This is a genomic window from Microbacterium sp. ET2 (genome assembly GCF_030347395.1).
Classification (GTDB): domain Bacteria; phylum Actinomycetota; class Actinomycetes; order Actinomycetales; family Microbacteriaceae; genus Microbacterium; species Microbacterium albipurpureum.
The window spans coordinates 3,442,255-3,464,021 of sequence record NZ_CP128170.1 but is presented as its reverse complement, the minus strand read 5'-3'; the positions used below and the strand labels follow the sequence as shown (position 1 = coordinate 3,464,021).

General features: G+C 68.9%; 21 protein-coding genes, 4 tRNA genes and 1 pseudogene. 11 read left to right on the top strand and 15 right to left on the bottom strand.

Translation table 11 applies throughout. The features are described from left to right. Positions 1 to 4 precede the first annotated feature (4 nt). The gene (pdxY, locus tag QSU92_RS16785; RefSeq protein WP_289263646.1) at positions 5 to 856 is read left to right on the top strand and encodes a pyridoxal kinase PdxY; all 852 of its coding nucleotides are present in this window, start codon (positions 5 to 7) and stop codon (positions 854 to 856) included. Positions 857 to 860: 4 nt separating this feature from the next. Here the strand turns inward: pdxY and QSU92_RS16780 are convergent, their stop codons facing one another. From QSU92_RS16780 to thrS, 3 genes are all read right to left on the bottom strand, one after another. Further along, positions 861 to 1,448 (bottom strand): hypothetical protein, encoded by a 588-nt coding sequence (locus tag QSU92_RS16780; protein WP_289263643.1) that lies wholly within the window; start codon positions 1,446 to 1,448, stop codon positions 861 to 863. Positions 1,449 to 1,513: 65 nt separating this feature from the next. Continuing rightward, positions 1,514 to 2,068 carry an HIT family protein gene (locus QSU92_RS16775; RefSeq protein ID WP_289263641.1) on the bottom strand — a complete coding sequence of 185 codons (555 nt, stop codon included), beginning with the start codon at positions 2,066 to 2,068 and terminating at the stop codon, positions 1,514 to 1,516. Next, on the bottom strand, positions 2,061 to 3,989 hold the full coding sequence (gene thrS, locus QSU92_RS16770) for a threonine--tRNA ligase (protein WP_422880448.1): 1,929 nt from the start codon (positions 3,987 to 3,989) through the stop codon (positions 2,061 to 2,063). The genes QSU92_RS16775 and thrS overlap by 8 nt, the downstream gene beginning before the upstream one ends. Positions 3,990 to 4,260: 271 nt before the next feature. On the opposite strand from thrS, the gene QSU92_RS16765 reads away from it, so the two are divergent. After that, positions 4,261 to 5,418, top strand: coding sequence for an SLC13 family permease (locus tag QSU92_RS16765; RefSeq protein WP_289263637.1), 1,158 nt, complete (start codon positions 4,261 to 4,263; stop codon positions 5,416 to 5,418). 18 nt (positions 5,419 to 5,436) lie between these two features. Here the strand turns inward: QSU92_RS16765 and QSU92_RS16760 are convergent, their stop codons facing one another. The 4 genes and pseudogenes from QSU92_RS16760 to QSU92_RS16750 form a co-directional block, all read right to left on the bottom strand. Then, positions 5,437 to 5,958: a DUF6790 family protein gene (locus QSU92_RS16760; RefSeq protein ID WP_289263635.1), complete on the bottom strand. Its 522-nt coding sequence runs from the start codon at positions 5,956 to 5,958 to the stop codon at positions 5,437 to 5,439. Positions 5,959 to 5,981: 23 nt separating this feature from the next. After that, complete coding sequence (locus QSU92_RS17530; RefSeq protein WP_333783431.1) at positions 5,982 to 6,338, bottom strand: DNA alkylation repair protein; 357 nt, start codon at positions 6,336 to 6,338, stop codon at positions 5,982 to 5,984. A 101-nt stretch (positions 6,339 to 6,439) separates the two neighbouring features. Beyond that, positions 6,440 to 6,556: pseudogene (locus QSU92_RS17525) on the bottom strand (DNA alkylation repair protein); the annotation flags it as partial. Between the two features lie 95 nt (positions 6,557 to 6,651). Next, a complete protein-coding gene (locus QSU92_RS16750; protein ID WP_289263634.1) occupies positions 6,652 to 7,680 on the bottom strand; it encodes a cupin domain-containing protein in 1,029 nt (342 codons plus the stop codon). A gap of 57 nt (positions 7,681 to 7,737) precedes the next feature. Between QSU92_RS16750 and QSU92_RS16745 the strand changes: the two genes are divergently transcribed. Continuing rightward, the gene (locus tag QSU92_RS16745) at positions 7,738 to 8,142 is read left to right on the top strand and encodes a hypothetical protein (protein ID WP_289263633.1); all 405 of its coding nucleotides are present in this window, start codon (positions 7,738 to 7,740) and stop codon (positions 8,140 to 8,142) included. Positions 8,143 to 8,257: 115 nt separating this feature from the next. On the opposite strand, the gene QSU92_RS16740 is transcribed toward QSU92_RS16745, so the two are convergent. The 3 genes from QSU92_RS16740 to QSU92_RS16730 form a co-directional block, all read right to left on the bottom strand. Further along, positions 8,258 to 8,329 (bottom strand) — tRNA-Val (locus QSU92_RS16740). Positions 8,330 to 8,353: 24 nt separating this feature from the next. Beyond that, positions 8,354 to 8,427: transfer RNA gene (locus tag QSU92_RS16735), tRNA-Cys, on the bottom strand. A gap of 55 nt (positions 8,428 to 8,482) precedes the next feature. Continuing rightward, a tRNA-Gly gene (locus QSU92_RS16730) sits at positions 8,483 to 8,555 on the bottom strand. Positions 8,556 to 8,702: 147 nt separating this feature from the next. On the opposite strand from QSU92_RS16730, the gene QSU92_RS16725 reads away from it, so the two are divergent. Further along, a tRNA-Val gene (locus QSU92_RS16725) sits at positions 8,703 to 8,778 on the top strand. Between the two features lie 90 nt (positions 8,779 to 8,868). On the opposite strand, the gene QSU92_RS16720 is transcribed toward QSU92_RS16725, so the two are convergent. From QSU92_RS16720 to zapE, 4 genes are all read right to left on the bottom strand, one after another. Next, positions 8,869 to 9,660, bottom strand: coding sequence for a hypothetical protein (locus QSU92_RS16720; protein ID WP_289263632.1), 792 nt, complete (start codon positions 9,658 to 9,660; stop codon positions 8,869 to 8,871). A gap of 137 nt (positions 9,661 to 9,797) precedes the next feature. Then, on the bottom strand, positions 9,798 to 10,319 hold the full coding sequence (locus QSU92_RS16715) for a type II toxin-antitoxin system PemK/MazF family toxin (protein ID WP_422880397.1): 522 nt from the start codon (positions 10,317 to 10,319) through the stop codon (positions 9,798 to 9,800). Between the two features lie 61 nt (positions 10,320 to 10,380). Beyond that, positions 10,381 to 11,604, bottom strand: a complete 1,224-nt coding sequence (locus QSU92_RS16710; RefSeq protein WP_289263630.1) for an ammonium transporter — start codon at positions 11,602 to 11,604, stop codon at positions 10,381 to 10,383. Positions 11,605 to 11,839: 235 nt separating this feature from the next. Beyond that, entirely contained in the window at positions 11,840 to 12,874 is a 1,035-nt protein-coding gene (zapE, locus tag QSU92_RS16705; protein WP_289263627.1) for a cell division protein ZapE, read from the bottom strand. A gap of 134 nt (positions 12,875 to 13,008) precedes the next feature. On the opposite strand from zapE, the gene QSU92_RS16700 reads away from it, so the two are divergent. Genes QSU92_RS16700 through QSU92_RS16690 form a run of 3 tightly spaced genes read left to right on the top strand, consistent with a single transcriptional unit; the run spans position 13,009 to position 15,194 of the window. After that, entirely contained in the window at positions 13,009 to 13,914 is a 906-nt protein-coding gene (locus QSU92_RS16700) for a sulfurtransferase (protein WP_289263625.1), read from the top strand. 42 nt (positions 13,915 to 13,956) lie between these two features. After that, a complete protein-coding gene (locus QSU92_RS16695) occupies positions 13,957 to 14,418 on the top strand; it encodes a SufE family protein (RefSeq protein WP_289263623.1) in 462 nt (153 codons plus the stop codon). A gap of 14 nt (positions 14,419 to 14,432) precedes the next feature. Then, positions 14,433 to 15,194 (top strand): dihydrofolate reductase family protein, encoded by a 762-nt coding sequence (locus QSU92_RS16690; protein WP_289263621.1) that lies wholly within the window; start codon positions 14,433 to 14,435, stop codon positions 15,192 to 15,194. Here the strand turns inward: QSU92_RS16690 and QSU92_RS16685 are convergent. After that, positions 15,163 to 16,449, bottom strand: coding sequence for an alpha/beta hydrolase (locus tag QSU92_RS16685; RefSeq protein WP_289263618.1), 1,287 nt, complete (start codon positions 16,447 to 16,449; stop codon positions 15,163 to 15,165). The two genes, QSU92_RS16690 and QSU92_RS16685, sit on opposite strands and share 32 nt — an antisense overlap. 25 nt (positions 16,450 to 16,474) lie before the next feature. On the opposite strand from QSU92_RS16685, the gene QSU92_RS16680 reads away from it, so the two are divergent. The 4 genes from QSU92_RS16680 (at position 16,475) to QSU92_RS16665 (ending at position 21,712) form a co-directional block, all read left to right on the top strand. After that, positions 16,475 to 17,062, top strand: coding sequence for a DUF3000 domain-containing protein (locus tag QSU92_RS16680; RefSeq protein ID WP_289263616.1), 588 nt, complete (start codon positions 16,475 to 16,477; stop codon positions 17,060 to 17,062). Further along, entirely contained in the window at positions 17,055 to 18,254 is a 1,200-nt protein-coding gene (locus QSU92_RS16675; RefSeq protein WP_422880396.1) for a ribonuclease D, read from the top strand. Before QSU92_RS16680 ends, QSU92_RS16675 begins: the two co-directional genes overlap by 8 nt. A gap of 76 nt (positions 18,255 to 18,330) precedes the next feature. After that, the gene (locus tag QSU92_RS16670; protein WP_289263615.1) at positions 18,331 to 19,536 is read left to right on the top strand and encodes a thiolase family protein; all 1,206 of its coding nucleotides are present in this window, start codon (positions 18,331 to 18,333) and stop codon (positions 19,534 to 19,536) included. Positions 19,537 to 19,549: 13 nt separating this feature from the next. Continuing rightward, on the top strand, positions 19,550 to 21,712 hold the full coding sequence (locus tag QSU92_RS16665) for a 3-hydroxyacyl-CoA dehydrogenase NAD-binding domain-containing protein (RefSeq protein ID WP_289263613.1): 2,163 nt from the start codon (positions 19,550 to 19,552) through the stop codon (positions 21,710 to 21,712). The last annotated feature ends 55 nt before the right edge of the window (positions 21,713 to 21,767 follow it).

Below are 21,767 nucleotides of genomic sequence, written 5' to 3'. Positions count from 1 at the left end.
TCCCGTGAAGATCCTCTCGATCCAGTCCGCCGTCGCGTACGGCCACGTCGGCAACTCCGCGGCGGTCTTCCCGCTGCAGCGGATCGGCGTCGAGGTGCTGCCGGTCTACACCGTGAACTTCTCCAACCACACCGGATACGGCGCCTGGCGGGGTCCGCTCATTCCGCCGGCCGACGTCGCCGAGGTGCTCGCGGGCGTCGAAGAGCGTGGGGTGTTCGGGCAGATCGACGCCGTCCTGTCGGGTTACCAGGGCAGCGAGGGGATCGGCGACGTGGTCGTCGACGCCGTCCGTCGGGTCAAGGCCGCCAATCCCGGCGCGCTGTACGCGTGCGACCCGGTGATGGGGAACGCGAAGTCCGGATGCTTCGTGGCTCCCGCCATCCCCGTGCTGCTGCGCGAGCGGGTCGTCCCCGTCGCCGACATCATCACCCCGAATCAGTTCGAACTCGGCTTCCTCACCGACACCGAGCCCCTCTCCCTCGAGTCCACTCTGGAGTCGGTCGAGGCGGCGCGCGCGATGGGTCCCCGCACGGTGCTGGTCACCAGTGTCGAACGCCCCGAGCGCGAGGAGGGCACCCTGGAGATGCTGGCGGTCGACGATGCCGGCGCATGGATCGTGCAGACCCCGCAGCTGCCGATGAAGGCGAACGGATCGGGAGACGTCACCGCTGCACTCTTCACGGCCCACTACCTGCGCACTCGGAGTGCGGGCGAGGCGCTGGCGCGCACCGTGTCGAGCGTGTTCGACCTCCTGGCCCTGACCCTGGAATCCGGCGAACGCGAACTCCAGCTCGTCGAGGCGCAGGAGTTCTACGCCCACCCGCGCATGCAGTTCTCCGTCGCCCAGGTGCGCTGAGGGCTCAGCCGTAGACCTCGGTGAAAGCCGCCTCCCACTGCGGTCCGTCTTCTGGGCAGAGGAAACCGGCACCGAAGACCATCACGCTCGCGACGTTGCGCTCCGCAGCCGCGCGCTGGTCTGCGGTGAAGTCCGCGGGGATCACCTGCGCGAAGACCGGCGATGAGGCGACGTGGGCCTGCAGCAGCGGGGCGTCGACCTCGTGGTAGTTCAGGATCGCCGTCTCGCAGGCATCGGCAGCGAGCGCGAGGGAGATGCTCTCGGTCTGAGCGTCCCAGGTGCCGCCCTGCGACTCGATGAATTCGCGCTGCTGGGCGATGAACTCCTGCTGCGCGGGAGTGACCGCCACCAGGGGCGAGCCGTCGAGCGGAAGCTGCTGGTCGGCCAGGAACTGGTCGCGCTCGGCGAGCGCGTCCGCCATCTGATCGTCACCGGCGGTGTCGTCGCTCTCCGTCTGCGTGGGAGCCGGGGCGGCCACCGTGGGGCTCGACGACGCGTCGGACTCGACCACCGGGACCGAGAAGGAGCAGCCGGCCAGACTCAGGGCGACGATGACGAGAGCGGCGGCTGCGGCGGTCGAGCGTGAGGGCATGTCCGCCACCGTATCGGCCACCACGCCGCGAGGCCGGGGGTTGTCCACACCCTCCGGGGGCGGTATCAGGCGGGCCAGGCGTCGGCGATGGCGACGCGTACCTCGCCGAGAAGCTGCGGGAGGGCCTTCGTCTTGGCGATGATCGGGAAGAAGTTCGCATCGGTCGCCCATCGCGGCACGATGTGCTGGTGCAGGTGCGCGGCCACCCCCGCGCCGGCAACGGCGCCCTGGTTCATCCCGATGTTGAACCCGTCGCAGCGCGAGACCTGCCGGAGCACCCGCATCGCCGTCTGGGTGAGCGCGCCGATCTCGGCCACCTCCTCAGCGGTCGCCTCGTCGTAGGTCGCGATGTGCCGGTAGGGACAGACCAGGAGATGCCCGGAGTTGTATGGGAAGAGATTCAGCAGGACGTACGCCGTCTCCCCGCGGAAGACGATGAGCCCGTCCTCGTCGGACTTTCGCGGCGCCTCGTCGAAGGGGCACTCCTCGCGCAGCGGCTCGGGACCTGCCTGGATGTACGCCATCCGATGCGGCGTCCACAGCCGCTGGAACTCATCGGGGACGCCGGCGAGCTCCGCGGCGGCGACGAGGCCGTCGCCGCCGCGGACGGAGTCAGACACGGAAGTCCTCGGCGGTGTTCACGAGCAGGTGGCCGTCGATCGCCGCGCGGATGCGCCGGACCGCGTCATCCACGGCGATGCCGTTCTCCTGGCTGCCGTCTCGGAACCGGAACGAGACCGTCCCCGCCGAGCGGTCCTGCTCGCCGGCGATGAGGATCAGCGGCACCTTCTGCGTGGTGTGGGTGCGGATCTTCTTCTGCATCCGGTCGTCGCTGTGATCGACCTCGGCGCGGACCCCGTCGACGCGCAGGCGCGTGACGATCCCGTCGAGGTAGTCGGCGTACTCCTCCGCGACCGGCACTCCCACGACCTGGACGGGCGACAGCCAGACCGGGAAGGCACCGGCGTAGTGCTCGAGCAGGATCGCGAAGAACCGCTCGATCGATCCGAACAGCGCGCGGTGGATCATGATCGGGCGCTTCTTCTGACCGTCACGGTCGGTGTACTCGAGCTCGAACCGCTCGGGAAGGTTCGGATCGACCTGAACCGTCGACAGCTGCCAGGTGCGTCCGATCGCGTCGCGGGTCTTCAGGTCGATCTTCGGACCGTAGAACGCCGCTTCCCCGGGAACCTCTGTGAGCTTCAGCCCACTGGCGACCGCGACGTTGCGGAGTGCGTCGGTGGAGTACTCCCAGAACTCGTCGGAGCCGATCCACTTCTCCTTCTCGTCGTCGCGCATCGACAGCTCGAGTTCGAAGTCGTCGAGACCGAAATCGCGGAGCATCGAGATGACGAACTCCAGCACGCGGGTCGCCTCCCCCTCCAGCTGCTCGGGGGTGACGAAGAGATGGGAGTCGTCCTGGGTGAATCCGCGCACGCGTGTCAGCCCGTGCAAGGCTCCGGACAGCTCGTTGCGGTACACCGTCCCGTTCTCGGCGAGACGCATCGGCAGATCGCGATAGCTGCGCGCACGCTCCTTGAAGATCAGGATGTGCATCGGGCAGTTCATGGGCTTCAGGTAGTAGTCCTGCCCTGCCTTGGTGACGACCCCCGCGGCGTCGCGCTCCTCGTCCAGGGTGATGGGTGGGAACATGCCCTCCTTGTAGGTCACCAAATGGTTGGACTGGACGAAGAGGTCCTGCTTGGAGATGTGCGGGGTGTAGACGTAGGTGTAGCCGCCTTCGATGTGGCGTCGACGGGCGTGCTGCTCCATCTCGCCGCGGACGATTCCGCCGCGGGGGTGCCACACCGACAGTCCCGACCCGATCTCTTCGGGAAAGGAGAACAGGTCGAGCTCGCGGCCGAGCTTGCGGTGGTCGCGCTTGGCCGCCTCCTCGAGGCGGTGCTGGTAGGCCCGCAGGTCGTCCTTCGACGCCCAGGCGGTGCCGTAGATCCGCTGCAGCTGAGGGTTCTTCTCACTTCCCCGCCAGTAGGCGCCGGCGACCCGCTGCAGGGCCCAGCCGTTGCCGATCGTCCGGGTGCTGGGCACGTGGGGTCCGCGGCAGAGGTCCTTCCACACCGTCTCCCCGTCGCGGTCGACGTTGTCGTAGATGGTGAGCTCCCCGGCTCCCACCTCGACCGATGCGCCCTCGGTCTTGTCGGCGCCGCCCTTGAGCCCGATGAGCTCGAGCTTGAACGGCTCTGACGCGAGCTCGACCCGCGCCTCCTCGTCGGTGACGACGCGGCGGACGAATCGCTGACCCTCGCGGATGATGCGCTGCATCTCTTTCTCGATGGCCTTCAGGTCCTCGGGGGTGAAGGGCTCATCCACGCCGAAGTCGTAGTAGAACCCGTCGGTGATCGGCGGGCCGATCCCGAGATTCGCCTGCGGCGAGATGCGCTGCACGGCCTGGGCGAGCACGTGCGCCGTCGAGTGGCGGAGGATCGACAGGCCCTCGGGGCTGTCGACGGTGATGGGCTCGACATCATCGCCGTCGCCGACGGTCGTCGCGAGGTCTCGCGGCTCTCCGTTCACGCGCATGGCGATCACGGACTTGTCGGGGAAGAGCGCGAAGCCGTCGGTGCGGGCGGATTCGTCCGACGGGGAAACGTCAGTCACAGGGGTACTCCTGGGTCTCGGTCACGGGTGGTCGGTCACGTTCTCAGCTTCGGGCGCGTCAGCGCCCCGCCCGCTCAGGCGTCGAGCGTTCGCGTGCCGACCAGGGCGGCGAGAGCCGCGATGCTGGGCCGGGAATCCATGCGGACAGTCTAGTCAGGTCGGTGGGCGCGGATCGGGGCACCATGATGGTGCAGTGAAGACCTGGATGCTGGGCCTCGGGCTCCTCGCCGCGGGTGCGGTGGCGCTGGTGACCGGTGTCCTCCCGGCATCCGATCTTCTCGCCGTCGGCGACCGGGTCTGGAGCATCCTGCTGTTCGTCGTGGCCATCACCGTGGTGGCCGAGCTCGCCGCGACAGCCGGGGTCTTCGATGTCGCCGCCGGCGCGCTCTCCCGGCTTGCTCGAGGCAGGACCCTGCTGCTGTGGATGCTCGTGGTGAGCCTCGCGGCCGGAGTCACCGTCTTCCTCTCCCTCGACACCACCGCGGTGCTGCTGACGCCGGTCGTCCTCGCGGTCGCGCGTTCGCATCGTCTCGACCCGCTCCCCTTCGCGGTGGCGACGGTGTGGCTCGCCAACACCGCCTCGCTGCTCCTGCCGATCTCCAACCTCACGAACCTGCTCGCGGTGGACGGGATCTCCGGCGGCGACATCCTCGGCTTCGTGCGCCTGCTGTGGCCGGCGGCGCTCGTGTCGATCGCCCTCTCGGTGGCGCTGCTCTTCCTCGTCTTCCGCCGACGGCTCCGTGGGCGCCACGATGCCTCGGCGCCTCCGCTGATCACCGATCGCGTGCAACTGCGGGTGGCGGCGATCATCGTGATCGTGCTGCTGCCGTCCCTCGTCAGCGGCATCCCGCCCTGGATGCCGGCGAGCGTGGCCGCCCTCGCGCTGGTGGTGCTCTTCGCCTGGCGGTCGCCCCGGCGGTTGCAGATCTCGCTCGTGCCGTGGTCGCTGCTGGTCTTCGTCTCGGGCCTGTTCGTCGCCGTCGCGGCGCTCGAGGCGCTCGGAGCTCTCGAGCCGCTGGAGGCGCTCATCGGCCCCGGCGACTCGGCGCTGTCACTGGCCGGGATCGCCGGGACCGGAGCCGTGGCGGCGAATCTCGCCAACAACCTCCCCGCCTACCTCCTGCTCGAATCCGCCGCCGACGATCCGGTGCGCCTGGCCGCCCTGTTGATCGGCGTGAACGCCGGCCCCCTCGTCACCCCCTGGGCGTCGCTGGCGACCCTGCTGTGGCATGCCCGGATCGTCGCGGCGGGAGTGACGCTGTCTTGGGGGCGCTATGCGCTCCTCGGACTCGTCGGCGCACCGCTCATCGTCGGCGGCGCGGTGCTGGCACTGGCCGCGACCACCGTCTAGAGGTGCCCTCGCAGGCCGTTACGACACGGTCAGCCAGATCCACAGCGCGAGGGTGACGACCGGGATGACGAAGTCGAGCACCAGGATGGGGCCCGCGTTGTTGATCGAGAGGTTGCGCTCGACCACGATCGCGCGGATGTGCCCGATGCCGGCGAGGACGAGGAAGATGAGCGCCGCGAGGATGGGCGCGAGCCACGCATCGGCATCGAACGCCGCGGCCGCCACGATCGCCGCGACGCCGATGCCCAGGTTGGCGGCTCCCACTTCGAACTGGAACGGCCCGGGCTGCCAGCCGATCGATCGGGCGATTACCGGCCCGAAGAACAGGTGGGCGATGCCGTTGCCGACACTGGACGAACCGATGAGGAAGAGGACGGCGTTCATCGTCGTCCACCGCAGCGCATCGGCACCGCCGGTGACGACGAATCCCACGATCTCGGCGATGACGAACAGGATCACACCCGCGAAGGGGAGCAGGCCGATGAGCAAAGGGGTCTTCTGCGGCGTCGCCCCCGTACGGGAGCTCGGGGCGGTGGTCATGGGCGTGACCGTAGCAAGCCGGCTCACAGATGCTTGAGCGCCTCGCGGACGGACAGCGGACGCAGGTCGTGAGCCGCGACGAATGCCCTCACCCACGCGGGGTCGGTGCGGGCGTGGTCGCGCAGGGCCCACCCGATCGCCTTGGCGATGAAGAACTCGGGATCGGCCGTGTTCGGACGGATGGCGTCGGCCAGGAGCCCCTGATCGACCCTCGTCCGGCGTCCCAGCTGGGAGAGGATGGCGATGCGCCGGATCCATCGGTCGGCATCGTGCGCCCAGTCGCGCACCACGGCGGCGGTCTCGTCGGGTCGGATGTCGAGCAGGTCGCCGAGGCGGTGCGCCAACTCATCGGTGATGTCCCACCAGGCGCCGGTGCGCACCAGGTGCTCGACGAGCGGGACGAGGCGCGGATCGCCTCGGAGGAGCGAGCGCGCACGAGCGCCATCGCGGCGTAGCGCTCCTCGCGGTGGGTCCCCTCGTCCCAGAGCAGGCGCGCAGCGGAGAGACTCGCCTCGGGGTCGGCACTGCCTGCGACTTCAGCGACCAGGCGTCGCACCTCGGGCACCCGGATCCCGAGGAACGGCATGGGGGACTTCATGTAGGCCTGCTGGCCCGCCGCGCGCGAAGAGTCGGCTGCCTCGCGAAGGGCCGCCCGGATGTCGCCGACGAGCGCCGCTTCCGCGGCGGAGGCAGTCACGGGTCCCGGCGGTTCCGTCGCTCGACGATGAGCGGATCGACGGGCGTGTACGGCAGTCGAGGCAGGTCCTGTTCCGGGATCCCGAAGGCACCGGCGAGCACCTGGCGCGAGAACGCCGAGGCGGTCGCGCGGTATCCGACGTCTCCGGGGGTCGACTGGTCGAAGAAGATGAGGAAGTCCAGTCCGTCCTCGCCGAGCGTTTCGATGTGGTGCGGGAACGCGCGCGGGATGAAGTAGACCTGCCCGGGCTCGAGCTCGTACTGGTCGAGGGTTCCGTCGGGGCCGAGCACCCGCATCCGTCCTCTGCCCTGCCAGACGTAGCCGAGCTCCGCGGTGACCGGGTGCCAGTGCGGCTCGCGCATTCCACTCCCGGCGATGTGGAGGTGGTACATCGAGAGGTTCTCCAGTGCGGCCCAGTACTGCTTGCGTGCGAGCTTCGCGTACCCGTAGCTGTACGACAGCGGTGCCAGCTGCCCTTCGGCGTCGAAGAGCCGGGCGTTGGGAAGCCCGGCGGTGTCGGGGATGTGCACCGGGCCGCGCCGTCGGAAGATCGGGGTCGGGTCCCGTCGAGGCAGGATCTCGAAGGCTTTCGCTTCGAGGTCGTAGGTGTTCCCGAGGACGGCATCGGTCATCGCATTCACGCTGCCGGAGAAGGAGAAGTGCTGCGGGTGACCGGACCGGAGCGCTGCGATGATCTCGGCGTCTCCGTCGCCGACGTTCTCGATGTGCGCGACGGCGCCCGATTCGACGTGGAACATCTGTCCCGCCTGGACGACGAAGGTGGCGAAGGCATCGGCGTTGCCGAGCACCGACACCAGCACCCTGCCCCGCGTGACGTAGGCGAGCTGGTGTGCGTTGACGTTCCACTGCGGCTCGCGGACACCCCCGTGGGCCAGGACGATCCGCTGAATGGACATCCGCCTGAGCATCGGGAAGTCCGCGCGGGTGAGCCGGCGGATCTCCCCCGCCTCGCCTTCGAAGACGGGCGGCGCAGTGTGGAGCGAGGCGACGTGCGGCGAGGTCATGTCGAGAATGTAGACCCTTGCGGCCTCCGTGGGGAGTCGCATCCCACCGCGACCCCGGTGTCCTCGCCCGCGGATAGACTCGCCGCTGCTCGGCCGGAGGAGGGAACGATCGCCATCGGCACGAACAGGCGCTACGCGGAGACCGTCGACCGTCAGATGAGCGATCGGGTCCTGCAACGCACGGCGTCGCAGGGGCCGTTGCAGAGCCTGACCCGGGCGGAGCTGCAACTGGACCTGCTTCCGTGCACGACCGATCCCCGCCCGAGGGCCGTCCGCGCGTGGGTCCGTTTCGGCGCGACCCCGGTGCGGGTCGAGGCGGAAGCGTGCATGTGGACGCCGCGCGCCGTCGCGATCCGTTTCCACGTCGGCACCCGTGAGTACCGGTGCTGGGTATGGGCGAGCGCCGTCGAATCGCGAGGTGCGCCGACGCCGTCTCTCAGCGAAATCCCTGCGGTGCGCTGATACCCGACATGGCGCTGTGCGTTTCGCGCGCCGACCCGGGCTCGCGGCTGACGGGCGCGGGGTCGCCCCGCTCCCCTGACGAAGAAAACCCCCGGTGAACCGGGGGTTTTCGTTGTGCGCGATACTGGGATCGAACCAGTGACCTCTTCCGTGTCAGGGAAGCGCGCTACCGCTGCGCCAATCGCGCCCAAGGGGCTGTTTCGTTGTGGAGTGGAGGTGGCGACGGGATTCGAACCCGTGTAAACGGCTTTGCAGGCCGGTGCCTAGCCGCTCGGCCACGCCACCGTGTGTGGTTCGACCCACGCGTCGTGGCCACCCCGAAGGGTGTACCCCGCACTCGAGCGGATGACGAGACTCGAACTCGCGACCCTCACCTTGGCAAGGTGATGCGCTACCAACTGCGCTACATCCGCGTTCTCCCGGCTTCCCGGGCGCTTCACCGACTTTAGCCGATCCCGCGCCCGGTTCCAAACCAGCGCCGTCGCCGCGTGTCGGCGCGGCATCCGGTTCAGACCGGGCCTTCGCATCCGGTAACATCGGAACCCGGCCCCCGGGCCGACGGGCGATTGGCGCAGTTGGTAGCGCGCTTCCTTCACACGGAAGAGGTCATCAGTTCGAGTCTGGTATCGCCCACCACAAGAACCCGCACGATCACGCATCCTGTCGCGTCCGGCGTCGACAGACGCCAACCGGCTCGTGTGCTCGGGACATCCCTCGGCGATGACGTCAGCGGCTCACGTCGTCGGCTGTGACGGTGAGCCCGGTGGGCGAACGCATCACCTTCACGTAGGACAGCGCCGCCCAGAGCGCCACCAGCACACCGGCTACCTCGAGGCTCTCCTCGACGAAGAAGGACAGATGGAAGATGAGGAGGTGGGCGGTCTCCCCGAGCGCGAGCGTCCTCGTTTCCAGCATCCCACCGAGGGATTCGACGACGACGGCACCGAGGAAGAAGATGGCTCCCGCGAGGATCAGCCTGCGTCGAAGGACCGGGTCGATCCTCCGCGCCAGCCACAGAATGAAGGCGCCCGCCAGCAATGCCAAGGGGACGGCGGCGATCAGCCAGTTGTAGGTCCACCCCCACGAGAAGCCCAGGAAATAGGTCAATCGAGCCATCTCCTCATGGAGCATCCCGGCCTCGTCCGCGGAGAGCAGCAGCGCGGTGGACGCGAGTACGAGGTAGCGCCAGCGCAGGTTGCGGATGTGCCACTTCACTGACGCGATGACGGCGAAAGCCAATCCGAGCGCTGCGAGAAGGAGGGTCGAGTACCAGGCGTACACCGTCGCTTCGCCGCTCGGGTGCGAGTGGTGCCGGATGAATTCGAGACCCGGAACCTGCGCGATCTCGGGGACGAGTTGCAGCAGGACGGTGAGCGACACCCCGACGGCACCCAGGACAGCTCCGAAGATGGCGGCGACCACGACCATCGGCGTGAACGCGACGCGCACCGCCGGGACGTCATCCGTATGTCGTCCATCCGGAGCATCCGTCAGCGCTGAAGAGGTGTTCGGATTCATCCGAGCATGTTGTCAGAGAGGCGACCGTTAGTCGATTCGACTCGCCCACCGCGTGACCGATCTCCACACAAGGCCTGCGCCGCTTCACACGGACTGGTCATCAGTTCGAGTGTGGTATCGCTCGCCACATCCGGTCGTCACTTCGGAGCGGAGAACCGCCACCCGTACCTCGTGCGGAGCGCCTCAGCCACCGTGGTGAACCGCTGGAGGTCCAGAGCGGCCGCCTCGCGTCGCATCCCGCGCTCGTGCACGCTGTAGAGCTGGTCGATGTCGACCCACGAGGCGCGACCGCGGCTGTCCCACTCCCCCGTGCCCAGGGGCAGGTAGCCGTGGTCGCCGTCGTGGGCCCGACTGGTCAGGCGCACCGCATAGACGCGATCGGCCGATCCCCGGCCGATCACAAGAACCGGACGATCTTTCCCGCGGCCGTCGTTCTCGACGTAGGGAACCCAGGTCCAGACGATCTCCCCCGCATCAGCGGTGCCGTCGGGGTCGGGCCGGTACTCGATCGTGAGGTCGCGCGGCGGGCGGACGATGAGCTGCGTCGCGGTCGACGACGTCGAAGGCGCTGCGCCGGTGGATCGAGATGTGCGACGTTCCCGCCGTCCTGCGCCGAAGAGGGCCGAGACGGCACCGAGCAGTCCGCGCATTCGCACCATGCCGCCACCATACGCGGAAGGGCGCCGCGCTTCGCGCGACGCCCTCCGTGACGAACGGGGCTCAGGCCCGAGCGTCGAGGAGGTAGCCCTCCTCGCCGTGCACCGTGGTGTCCACGCCGGCGAGCTCGTCCTCGTTCTTGATGCGGAAGCCGATCGTCTTCTCGATCGCGAAGCCAATGACCCAAGCTGCGACGAAGGAGTAGATCAGCACCGCGAAGGCCGCGACGGCCTGCGAGACGATCTGGCCGGCGCCGCCGCCGAGGAACAGGCCCGTCTCGGTGGCGAAGAAGCCGAGGTACAGGGTTCCGATGAGTCCACCGACGAGGTGGATGCCGACGACGTCGAGCGAGTCGTCGTAGCCGAGCTTCCACTTCAGCTCCACCGCGAGGGCGCAGACCGCACCGGAGACGACACCGAGGAGGAGCGCCCAGCCGGGCGTCAGGTTCGCGCAGGCGGGGGTGATGGCGACCAGACCCGCGACGGCACCCGAAGCGGCGCCGACGGAGGTGGCCTTCCCGTCCTTCAGCTTCTCCACGATCATCCAGGCGAGGATCGCCGCGGCCGTGGCGCCGAGAGTGTTGACGACGATGAGACCGGCGCCGGTGTTCTCTTCGCCGAGGAGGCCGAAGGTGCCTTCGGCGCCGGCGTTGAAGCCGAACCAGCCGAACCACAGGATCGAGGCGCCCAGCAGCGTCAGCGGCACGTTGTGGGGCTTGTGGATGCCCTTCTGGAAGCCGATGCGCTTGCCGAGGACCAGAGCCAGCGCGAGGGCGGCCGCGCCGGCGTTGATGTGCACGGCGGTACCACCGGCGTAGTCGATGACCGCCGGGAGGCCGGTGTTGTCACCCCAGTTGAAGATCCAGCCGTCGCCCCAGACCCATGCGGCGACGGGGAAGTAGACCACCGTCACCCAGATGCCGGCGAACACCATCCACGCACCGAACTTGGCGCGGTCGGCGATCGACCCCGAGATCAGCGCGACCGTGATGATCGCGAAGGTGGCGCCGAAGGTCGCGCCGACGAGCGTGGCGCTGTCCGCCGAGGCGAGCCCGAAGTCGGCGAAGGGGTTGCCGGCGAAGGCGAAGGTTCCCCCACCGAGGCTCATGTTGAACCCGTAGAGGATCCACAGCACGCTGACCAGGCCGAGCGCGCCGAAGCTCATCATCATCATGCTGATGACGCTCTTGGCCTTGACCAGTCCGCCGTAGAAGAAGGCAACGCCGGGGGTCATGAACAAAACCAGCGCCGTTGCCGTGATCGACCACGCGAAATTTCCGCTATCCATGAGAATCCTCATCCATGTCGTGTTACTCGGATGCCGAGGAGCCGCAGGTCGGGTAGCGGCGTTCCGGGCGATCACAGTTTCGCGATCCGCGGTTTCGCCCGCCGTGCGCACCGTGTTTCGAGTCGGTTACGCGTGGGCCGTGCAGGTAAACATCAGGTTTCCGGATGCCGCGAAGCGGCCACGACGGCGCTCGGAAATTGCTTCGCACGCGTGGCGGAGCGACGCGACCCGGCGCTCAGGCGAGGGTGGATGCGATCAGACGCGACGTCGCGCGCAGGTACTTCTTGCGATACCCCCCGCTGAGCATCTCGGCGGGGAACACCTGATCGAGGGAGAGTCCCGTCGCGCGGATCGGGAGCTGGGCGTCGTAGACGCGGTCGATGAACGCGACGAAGCGAAGGGCGGCCGACTGGTCGCGGAAAGCCCCGACATCCCGCATACCGATCATGCCGACGCCGTCGATGAGACGGATGTAGCGCGACGGATGCACACGCGCGAGGTGGGCGATGAGGTCGTCGAACGTGTCGTCGGAGACCACCGTCCGCGTCGCGGCGTCGGCGATGGCGCCGGCGTAGTCGGCGTCGTCGAGGGTGACGGCGTGGCCGTCGAGCGAACGATGCCGGTAGTCGGTGCCGTCGATGCGGATGGTCTCGAAGTTCGCCGCCATCGCATGGATCTCACGGAGGAAGTCCTGCGCCGCGAACCGGCCCTCGCCGAGGGCGTTGGGCGGAGTGTTGGAGGTCGCCGCGAGCTTCGTGCCGCCGGCGACCAGTTCGCCGAGGAGCCGGGTCATCACCATCGTGTCGCCCGGATCGTCGAGCTCGAACTCGTCGATGCACATGAGATCGGTGCCCCGGAACAGCTCCACCGTCTTCTGATAGCCGAGCGCTCCGACCAAGGCGGTGTACTCGATGAAGGAGCCGAAGTACTTCCTCCGTGCCGGCATCGCGTGATAGACCGCGGCGAGCAGGTGGGTCTTCCCCACCCCGAATCCGCCGTCGAGGTAGACGCCCGGCTTCGTCTCGGGCTGCTTCTTCGCACGCCGGAAGAAGCCGCCACGCTCGGGGGCGGGCCCGCCGCCCGCGAACGAGATCAGGTAGTCCTTCGCCCCCTGCTGCGACGGATACTCCGGATCGGCCCGGTAGGACTCGAAGGTCGCCGAGGCGAACTGCGGCGGCGGAGTCAGGGCGGCCACCATGTCGGCACCGGAGATCTGCGGGTCGCGAGAAGTGAGGTGGATGACACCGGTTCCGGTGCGGGTAGCGGTCATGAGCGTCCTGTGTCGCCGTCTTACGGATGTCGAGGCCGAGGGTGCGGCACGGCGCAGCGGATCCTAGGCTCGAGGGGACGGTTACACCCTACGCCGTCCACCCGTCTCCCCCGACATCCCGAGGAGTGTGCCCCGTGCCCGTGGAGTTCGACACGTCATCGCCCAAGTTCGCCGAATACGCCGACCCGGGCCGCCTGGTGACCGGCGCCTGGCTGGAGGAGCGACTGGGCACACCGGGACTGGTCGTGGTCGAGTCCGATGAGGATGTGCTGCTCTACGAAACGGGCCACATCCCGGGCGCCGTGAAGGTCGACTGGCACACCGAGCTGAACGACCCGGTGGTCCGCGACTACGTCGACGGCGAGGGCTTCGCCGAGCTCCTCAGTCGCAAGGGCATCTCTCGCGACGACACGATCGTGATCTACGGAGACAAGAACAACTGGTGGGCCGCCTACGCCCTGTGGGTGTTCTCGCTCTTCGGTCACGAGGATGTCCGGCTGCTCGACGGCGGACGCGATCGGTGGATCGCCGAGGGACGGCCCCTGACGACGGAGGCCAGTACGCCGGCCCCCACCGACTACCCGGTCGTCGTGCGGGACGACGCCGCCCTCCGCGCATACAAGGAGGACGTGCTCGCTCACCTCGGAAACCCCCTGATCGACGTCCGCTCCCCTGAGGAGTACAACGGCACCCGCACGACCGCCCCCGCCTACCCGGAAGAGGGGGCGCTGCGCGCCGGTCACATCCCGAGTGCGAAGAACGTGCCGTGGGCGAGGGCCGTCGCCGACGACGGCGGGTTTAAGCCGCGCGCGGAGCTCGAGCAGATCTACCGCGACGAGATCGGACTCACCGGCACCCAGCCGATCGTGGCCTACTGCCGGATCGGCGAGCGCTCCAGCCACACCTGGTTCGTCCTCCGGCACCTCCTCGGCTTCACCGACGTGCGCAACTACGACGGGTCGTGGACCGAGTGGGGGTCGGCGGTGCGCGTGCCGATCGTGGCCGGCGACGAGCCGGGCGAGGTCCCCCGCCACGCCTGAGCGGCCGGGCGGGCTCGCCGAGGGCGTGGGAGGATGGCGGGGATGACTTCCCCCGACGCTTCCTCGGACGTTCCCGCCGCCCTGGCGGCCATCCGCGACGACTTCCTCGAGCTTCCCGAGCAGGAGCGGCTGCAGCTTCTGCTGGAGTTCTCGCACGAGCTTCCGGCGATCCCGGATGAGCTCGCCGATCACCCCGAGCTGCTCGAGCGCGTGGCCGAGTGCCAGTCGCCGGTGTTCATCATCGTCGACGTCGACCCCCACGGGGTCGTGGCGATGCACGCGACCGCGCCGGCCGAAGCCCCCACCACGCGGGGGTTCGCCAGCATCCTGGTGCAGGGGCTGACCGGGCTCACGGCCGACGAGGTCCTCGCCGTCCCCGACGACTATCCCCAGAGCATCGGGCTGACACGCGCCGTGTCGCCTCTGCGCATCGCGGGGATGACGGGCATGCTCGGACGCGCGAAGCGGCAGGTGCGCGCCAAACACGTCGGCGCCGCGGGATGACGGCGGACGGTTCGGTGCCCGCCTCTGCGCCGGCGGGACGCTGGCTGACGGAGGTCATTCCGACCTCGCTCGAGCGGATCGACACGGCCGCCGACACCGCAGCAGTGTGGATGGCGCGGCGCTACCGCCGCCCACAGGCGGCGTTCGTGCGCCTGAACATGGTCACCACGCTCACCGGATCATCCACGGGCGAGGACGGATCCAGCTCGTCGATCAGTTCGCGCGTGGATCGGATGATCCTCGGCGCGATCCGTCGCGAGGCCGATGCGGTCGTCGTCGGGGCCGAGACGGTCCGCGCGGAGGGATCCGTACTGCCGAAGACCGCCCGCCTGGCGATCGTGACCGCCAGCGGCGACCTCGGCGACGGCTCTCTCGTGCGCCGTGATGGCCGGGAAGCCGCCCCGGCCCTCGTCCTCTGCCGCCCCGAGCATGCCGGCCGCGTGACCGCGGCGATCGGGGACGCACCGGCCGAGGTCGTCGCCGTGCCGTCGTCGGATCCCCCCCGCGAGGACGCCGCGCGGCTGCATCCCGCCGACATCGTGCGTGTGCTGCGCGCACGCGGTCTCAGACGCATCGTGTGCGAGGGCGGCGCTGGCCTGGCGACGCAGTTCGTGGAATCGGGAGTGGTCGACGAGGTCTGCGTCACCGTCTCGCCCTTCCTGGCACCCGTGCACCACCCCTTCCTCTCCCTCGCCACATCAGTGGCGTCCGAGGTGGCGGGGATGCTGGTGGATGACGCCGGCTTCAGCTATCGGCGTCTGGCGATCCGCCGGTGAGCTGCGAGGTCCCGTCCCCCTCGCCGGGTCGGGTGCCGTCGACGTCGAGGCTCAGCCCATGGTGCCCGAGCCATGTCCGGATCGCCGTGCTCCAGCGCTCCTGGTCGTAGTTCCACAGCTTGGTATGCCGCGCCACGTCGAAGACGATGAGCTCGACCAGGTCGGGGCGGGCGACCACCAGATCGTGAGAGGCGTCGGAGGGCACGAACCCGTCGTCGTCGCTGTGCAGGATGAGGATGGGGTGACGCAGCTCGCCGGCGCGTGCCACCACATCGAGCTGGTCGAACGGGATCGGCCCGCCGGTGCGGGTCAGCGGCGTCGTCCACTCGCTGGCGAGTGCGCCGAGGGCGAGACCCGTGACGGGCGCCGGGAGCCCCATCAGCTTCGCCTGGTAGCTCAGGACGATCCGCCAGTCGACGACGGGCGATTCGAGGATGAGGCCGGCGATCACCTGACGGTGGGGAGAGTTCAACGAGACCTGCAGCGCGATCGCCCCGCCCATCGACCACCCCATGAGGATGATGCGCTGGGCGCCGCGGCGGCGGGCGAATCCGACAGCGGCGTCGACGTCGCGCCATTCGGTGGCGCCGAGGGCGTAGGTCCCGGTCCGGCTGCGGGGGGCCTCACCGTCATTGCGGTAGGAGACGACCAGGGAGGTGATCCCGAGGGCATGGAACACCGGCACCGCGCGGAGGCACTCCGAGCGGGTGGTGCCACGCCCGTGGATCTGGATGACCCACGTCTCGGCCGTCTCGTTCGACGTCGCAGCCGGGAAGAGCCACGCAGGACACGGCCCGACCCCGGATCCGACGAGTTCCGAGGAGAAGGGCAGATGCAGTTCTTCGGGTCGTTCGAAATACCACCCGCTGAAGGCGGCATCAGGCGCGATCGCTGCTCCGGGGGCCACATGCGTGAGGAGCTTTCGCTTGACGGCGAGGGCGTCCTCGTCCAGGACCGAGCCGAGCTTGACGTAGCCGGTGTCGCCGGCGGTGAACAATCCGTAGCGCCCCGGGAGGACGGTGTCGTCGGTGCGGGAGAGCGTGATGGTCTGAGCGACGGGATCGACGGCGAGGATGCGGGTGTCGGCGACGCGCACGGCAGGCGTCACCACCCGTCGCGCGACGCGGACCGACACCACGCCCAGCACACCGACGGCGGCGGCGACGGCGGCGCTCAGAATGGCGATCGCGGCCCGGACTGCACCCGCGAAGCCGGGAGTGGCGCCGGAGGGTGCGGCGCGCCTGGAGTCGACCATCGAGCGATCACTCTAGTCTGTCCGCGTGGCTGACCAAGGATCCCCGGCGCCGACGGCGTTCGCCCTCGCCGCGGAGGCCGTGCGGGCGACGACGTTCCGAGATGACTTCGCGGTGCGCGAGATCCCCGCGCCCGCGGGCCTCGCGCCCGATGCGATCGCGCTCGCCGGTGACGTGCGGCCGGAGGGCGATGGCGTGGACTCGCCGTACGGTACGGGTCGCTTCATCCTTCTCCACGACGAGTCCGAACCGCCGGCGTGGGGAGGTCCGTGGCGGATCGTCTGCTTCGCCCAGGCCCCCCTCGAAGCCGACATCGGTGTGGACCCACTGCTGGCCGACGTAGCCTGGTCGTGGCTCATCGACGCCCTCGACTCCCGCCACGCCGCCTACCATTCGGCGTCGGGCACCGCGACCAAGACCCTCTCGAAGGGTTTCGGTTCGCTCGCCGAGGAGGGGGACGGCGCCCAGATCGAGCTGCGGGCGTCCTGGTCTCCGGACGGCGACATGACCCTGCATGTGGAAGCCTGGAGCGAGCTGGTCTGCATGCTCGCCGGGCTCCCGCCGGGGTCGGAGGGCATCGCGGTCTTCGGTCCCCGGAGGACGATGCGTGGCTGACTACACCGTGATCGCGGACACGGAATCGTTCGCACGCGCCGTCTCGGCCCTCCGCGACGCAGAGGGCCCCGTCGCCGTCGACGTCGAACGCGCCTCCGGCTTCCGCTACTCCCAGCGGGCATACCTCATCCAGGTCAATCGTCGCGGCGCCGGCGTGCACCTGTTCGACCCGCCGATGCTTGCGGACTTCTCCGCCCTCCAGGAGGCGATCGGCGACGCCGAGTGGGTGCTGCATGCCGCCAGCCAAGACCTGCCCTCCCTTCGCGAGCTGGGCCTCGAGCCCACCGAGATGTTCGACACCGAGCTGGCGGCTCGTCTTCTCGGTCATGAGCGGGTCGGACTCGGGGCGGTCGTCGAGGACACCCTCGGCATCAGCCTGGCCAAGGCGCACTCGGCCGCGGACTGGTCGACCCGACCGCTGCCCGATTCGTGGCTGGAGTACGCCGCGCTGGACGTCGCCCACCTCCTCGACGTCCGCGACGTCCTCGTGGCGGAGTTGGCGGAGCAGGGCAAGACCGAGTTCGCGCGTCAGGAATTCGCCGCGGTGCTCGCCCGGGAGCCCAAGCCCGTACGCGAAGACCCGTGGCGACGCCTCAGCGGCCTGCACACCGTGCGGGGCCGCCGGGCGCTCGCCGTCGCCCGCGCACTCTGGACGGCGCGGGAAGAGTATGCGCGTGAGCAGGATGTCGCACCCGGGCGTCTCGTCCCCGACCGTGCCCTCGTCGCGGCGATCCGCGCCGACCCAGCCTCAAAGCACGAACTGGCGAGCGTGAAGGAGTTCACCGGTCGCGCCAGCCGCAATCAGCTGGACCGGTGGTGGAACGCGATCCAGGAGGGTCGTGCCGCATCCGACCTGCCGCCCGACCGTCTCCCGAGCACCGACACCATCCCACCGCCGCGTGTGTGGCCCGACCGCAACCCCGCCGCCGACGCGCGGTTGAAGGCCGCCCGTCCCGTGGTGGAGGAGCGCGCCGCCGAGCTCTCGATGCCTACCGAGAACCTTCTGACCCCAGAACTCCTGCGCCGTGTCGCGTGGTCGCCGCCTGCCGAGATCACGGCGGCGGGAGTAGGGGAATCCCTGCGAACCCTCGGCGCCCGCCCCTGGCAGATTGACCAGACTGCACAGATCATCGCCGATGCCTTTGTCGAATCCGTGCAAAGCGGTTCGACGGCCCCGGAGAGCACTTCGTAGGTTGCGCCCAACCGATTCCGTGCGGTTTCGGCGACCGACCTACGCTCGCAGACATCCCCGATCTTTGGAGGCTTAAGTGGCCGAGCTTTCGGACGTCTTCTTCGTCGACGGTATGCGTACCCCCTTCGGGCGCGCCGGCGAGAAGGGCATGTACTGGAACACCCGGGCTGATGATCTCGCCGTGAAGGCGACCATCGGGCTCATGGAACGCAACCCTTCGGTGCCGAAGGACCGCATCGACGACGTCGCCATCGCGGCGACATCCCAGACCGGCGACCAGGGGCTCACCCTCGGTCGCAGCGTCGCCCTACTCGCAGGGCTGCCGCAGACCGTCCCGGGTCTCGCGATCGACCGGATGTGCGCCGGCGCGATGACGAGCGTCACCACGATGGGCGCCTCCATCGGTGTCGGGATGTACGACCTCGCGCTCGCGGGCGGCGTCGAGCACATGGGACACCACCCCATCGGCGCCAACGCCGACCCGAACCCCCGCTTCGTCGCGGAGAAGATGGTCGACCCGGGCGCTCTGAACATGGGTGTCACGGCGGAGCGGATCTTCGACCGCTTCCCGCACCTCACCAAGGAGCGCTCCGACCGGTACGGCATGCTCAGCCAGCACAAGGTGCAGGCTGCCTACGACGCCGGGAAGATCCAGTCCGACCTGGTACCGGTGGCGATCAAGAGCGCCGACGGCGCGTGGGGGCTGGCCACCGAAGACGAGGGTCGCCGCCCGCAGACCACGATGGAAGACCTCGCGGGACTGAAGACCCCGTTCCGCGCACACGGACGGGTGACCGCCGGAACCTCCTCGCCGCTCACCGACGGCGCGACGATGTCGCTGCTGGCCGGCGGCGCTGCCGTCAAGGAACTCGGTCTGCGCCCGAGGATGCGGATGGTCTCGTTCGGATTCGCCGGCGTCCAGCCCGAGATCATGGGCATCGGCCCGATCCCATCGACGGAGAAGGCGCTGAAGCGCGCCGGGCTGAGAATCGATGACATCGGCCTGTTCGAGTTGAACGAGGCCTTTGCGATCCAGGTCATCTCCTTCCTCGACCACTTCGGAATCGCCGACGACGACTCCCGCGTGAACCCCTGGGGCGGTGCGATCGCCTTCGGACACCCGCTGGCCGCGTCCGGCGTGCGCCTGATGATCCAGCTCGCCGCCCAGTTCGCCGAGCGACCCGACGTCCGCTACGGCCTGACCGCGATGTGCGTCGGGCTCGGACAGGGCGGATCGGTCATCTGGGAGAACCCCCACTACGACGGCAAGAAGCGCAAGTAAGGGCATGGCAGCGATGACCAGCACATCTTCCGAGCAGTACGCCTCGATCGATTTCTCCCCCCTGTCCGCCCTCACCGACGACGAGGTGGTCACCCACTCCCCCGTCAGCGACATCCGTTTGCCTTCGGGCAAGGTGCTCGCTCTCATCACCCTCGACAACGGTCGGGACCACACACGCCCGAACACCCTCGGTCCGGCGACGCTCACCGAGCTCGGTGCGACGCTCGACTCGCTGAAGAAGAGAGCGGATGCCGGTGAGATCGCCGCGGTCGGGATCACCGGCAAGCAGTACATCCTCGCCGCCGGCGCCGACCTCAGCGACATCACCAAGGTGGATTCGCGCGACACCGCTCGTCTTGTCGCACAGCTCGGTCACCGTGTGCTCGGGCAGCTGTCCGAGCTCGGCGTCCCCTCCTTCGCCTTCGTCAACGGGCTCGCCCTCGGCGGCGGACTCGAGATCGCCCTGAACTCGACCTACCGCACGGTCGATGCCTCCGCGGCGGCGATCGCCCTCCCCGAGGTCTTCCTCGGCATCATCCCCGGTTGGGGCGGCGCGTACCTGCTGCCGAACCTCATCGGCATCGAGAACGCCCTCGAGGTCGTGATCTCCAATCCGCTCAAACAGAATCGGATGCTGAAGCCCCAGCAGGCATACGACTACGGCATCGTCGACGCGATCTTCCCGGCGGCGAACTTCCTCGAGGATTCGCTGCGCTGGGCCGATGCGGTTCTGGGCGGTCGCAAGGTCGAGCGAAAGAACGAGCCGGGCAAGATCGAGCGCCTGACCAAGTGGCCGATCGCGATCAAGATGGCCCGCGCCATGCTCGAATCGAAGATCGGCACCGTGCCTCGCTCGCCCTATGTCGCGCTCGACCTGCTCGAGAAGGCCAAGTCGGGTACCAAGGCCGAGGGCTTCGCCCGCGAGGACGAAGCTCTCGCCGACCTCGTCGTGGGCGACCAGTTCGCGGCGTCGATGTACGCGTTCGACCTTGTGCAGAAGCGCGCGAAGCGCCCCGTCGGCGCCCCCGACAAAGCCCTGGCGAAGAAGGTCACCAAGGTCGGGATCATCGGCGCGGGGCTGATGGCCAGCCAATTCGCGCTCCTGTTCGTGCGGAAGCTCCAGGTTCCCGTCCTCATCACAGACCTGGATCAGGCACGTGTCGACAAGGGCGTCGCCCACATCCACGACGAGATCGGCACGCTGGAGGCCAAGGGGCGTGTCGATGCCGACACCGCCAACCGCCTGCGCGCCCTCGTGACCGGAACCACCGACAAGAGTCTCTACGCCGACTGCGACTTCGTCATCGAGGCCGTCTTCGAAGAGGTCGGGGTCAAGCAGGCCGTCTTCGCCGAAATCGAGGCGGTCGTCGCGGAGGACGCCATCCTCGCCACGAACACGTCGTCCCTGTCGGTCGAGGAGATCGGCGCGAAGCTCGCGCACCCCGAGCGACTCGTCGGATTCCACTTCTTCAACCCGGTGGCGGTCATGCCGCTGATCGAGGTCGTCACGACCCCGAAGACATCGGATGCGGCGCTGTCCACCGCCTTCGTCGTCGCCAGGGGCCTCGGGAAGAACGCCGTGCTCACGGCGGATGCGCCCGGTTTCGTCGTCAACCGCCTCCTCGCCAAGGTCATGGGTGAGGCCGCACGCGCCGTGTACGAAGGAACACCCGTTGCCGAGGTCGAGAAGGCCTTCGCTCCGCTGGGGCTCCCCATGGGTCCGTTCCAGCTGATCGACCTCGTGGGGTGGAAGGTAGCGGCGCACGTGCAGGACACGATGGTGCGCGCATTCCCCGATCGCTTCTACGCCAACGAGAACTTCCACGCGCTGGCCGAACTTCCCGAGGTCGTGGAGAAGGACAAGGCGGGTCGGGTCACCGGCTTCACCAAGGCTGCCGAGAAGGTTCTGAAGGGCCACGTCGGCGACAGCCCCGCCTCGGCCGAGACCATCCTCGCCCGAGTGCAGGACGGTCTCGCTCAGGAGATCCGCCTCATGCTCGACGACAAGGTCGTGCCGGCCGTCGAGGACATCGACCTCTGCCTGATCCTCGGTGCAGGCTGGCCGTTCATCGACGGGGGTGCATCGCCGTACCTCGACCGCGAGGGAGCATCGCAGCGCGTGTTCGGCGACACCTTCCACCACCCGCCGATCCGCGGTGTCGCATCACGGAGCTGACCGCCCGGTGTCATGACGAAGGCCCCCCGCGGATGCTGGGGGCCTTCGTCATGAA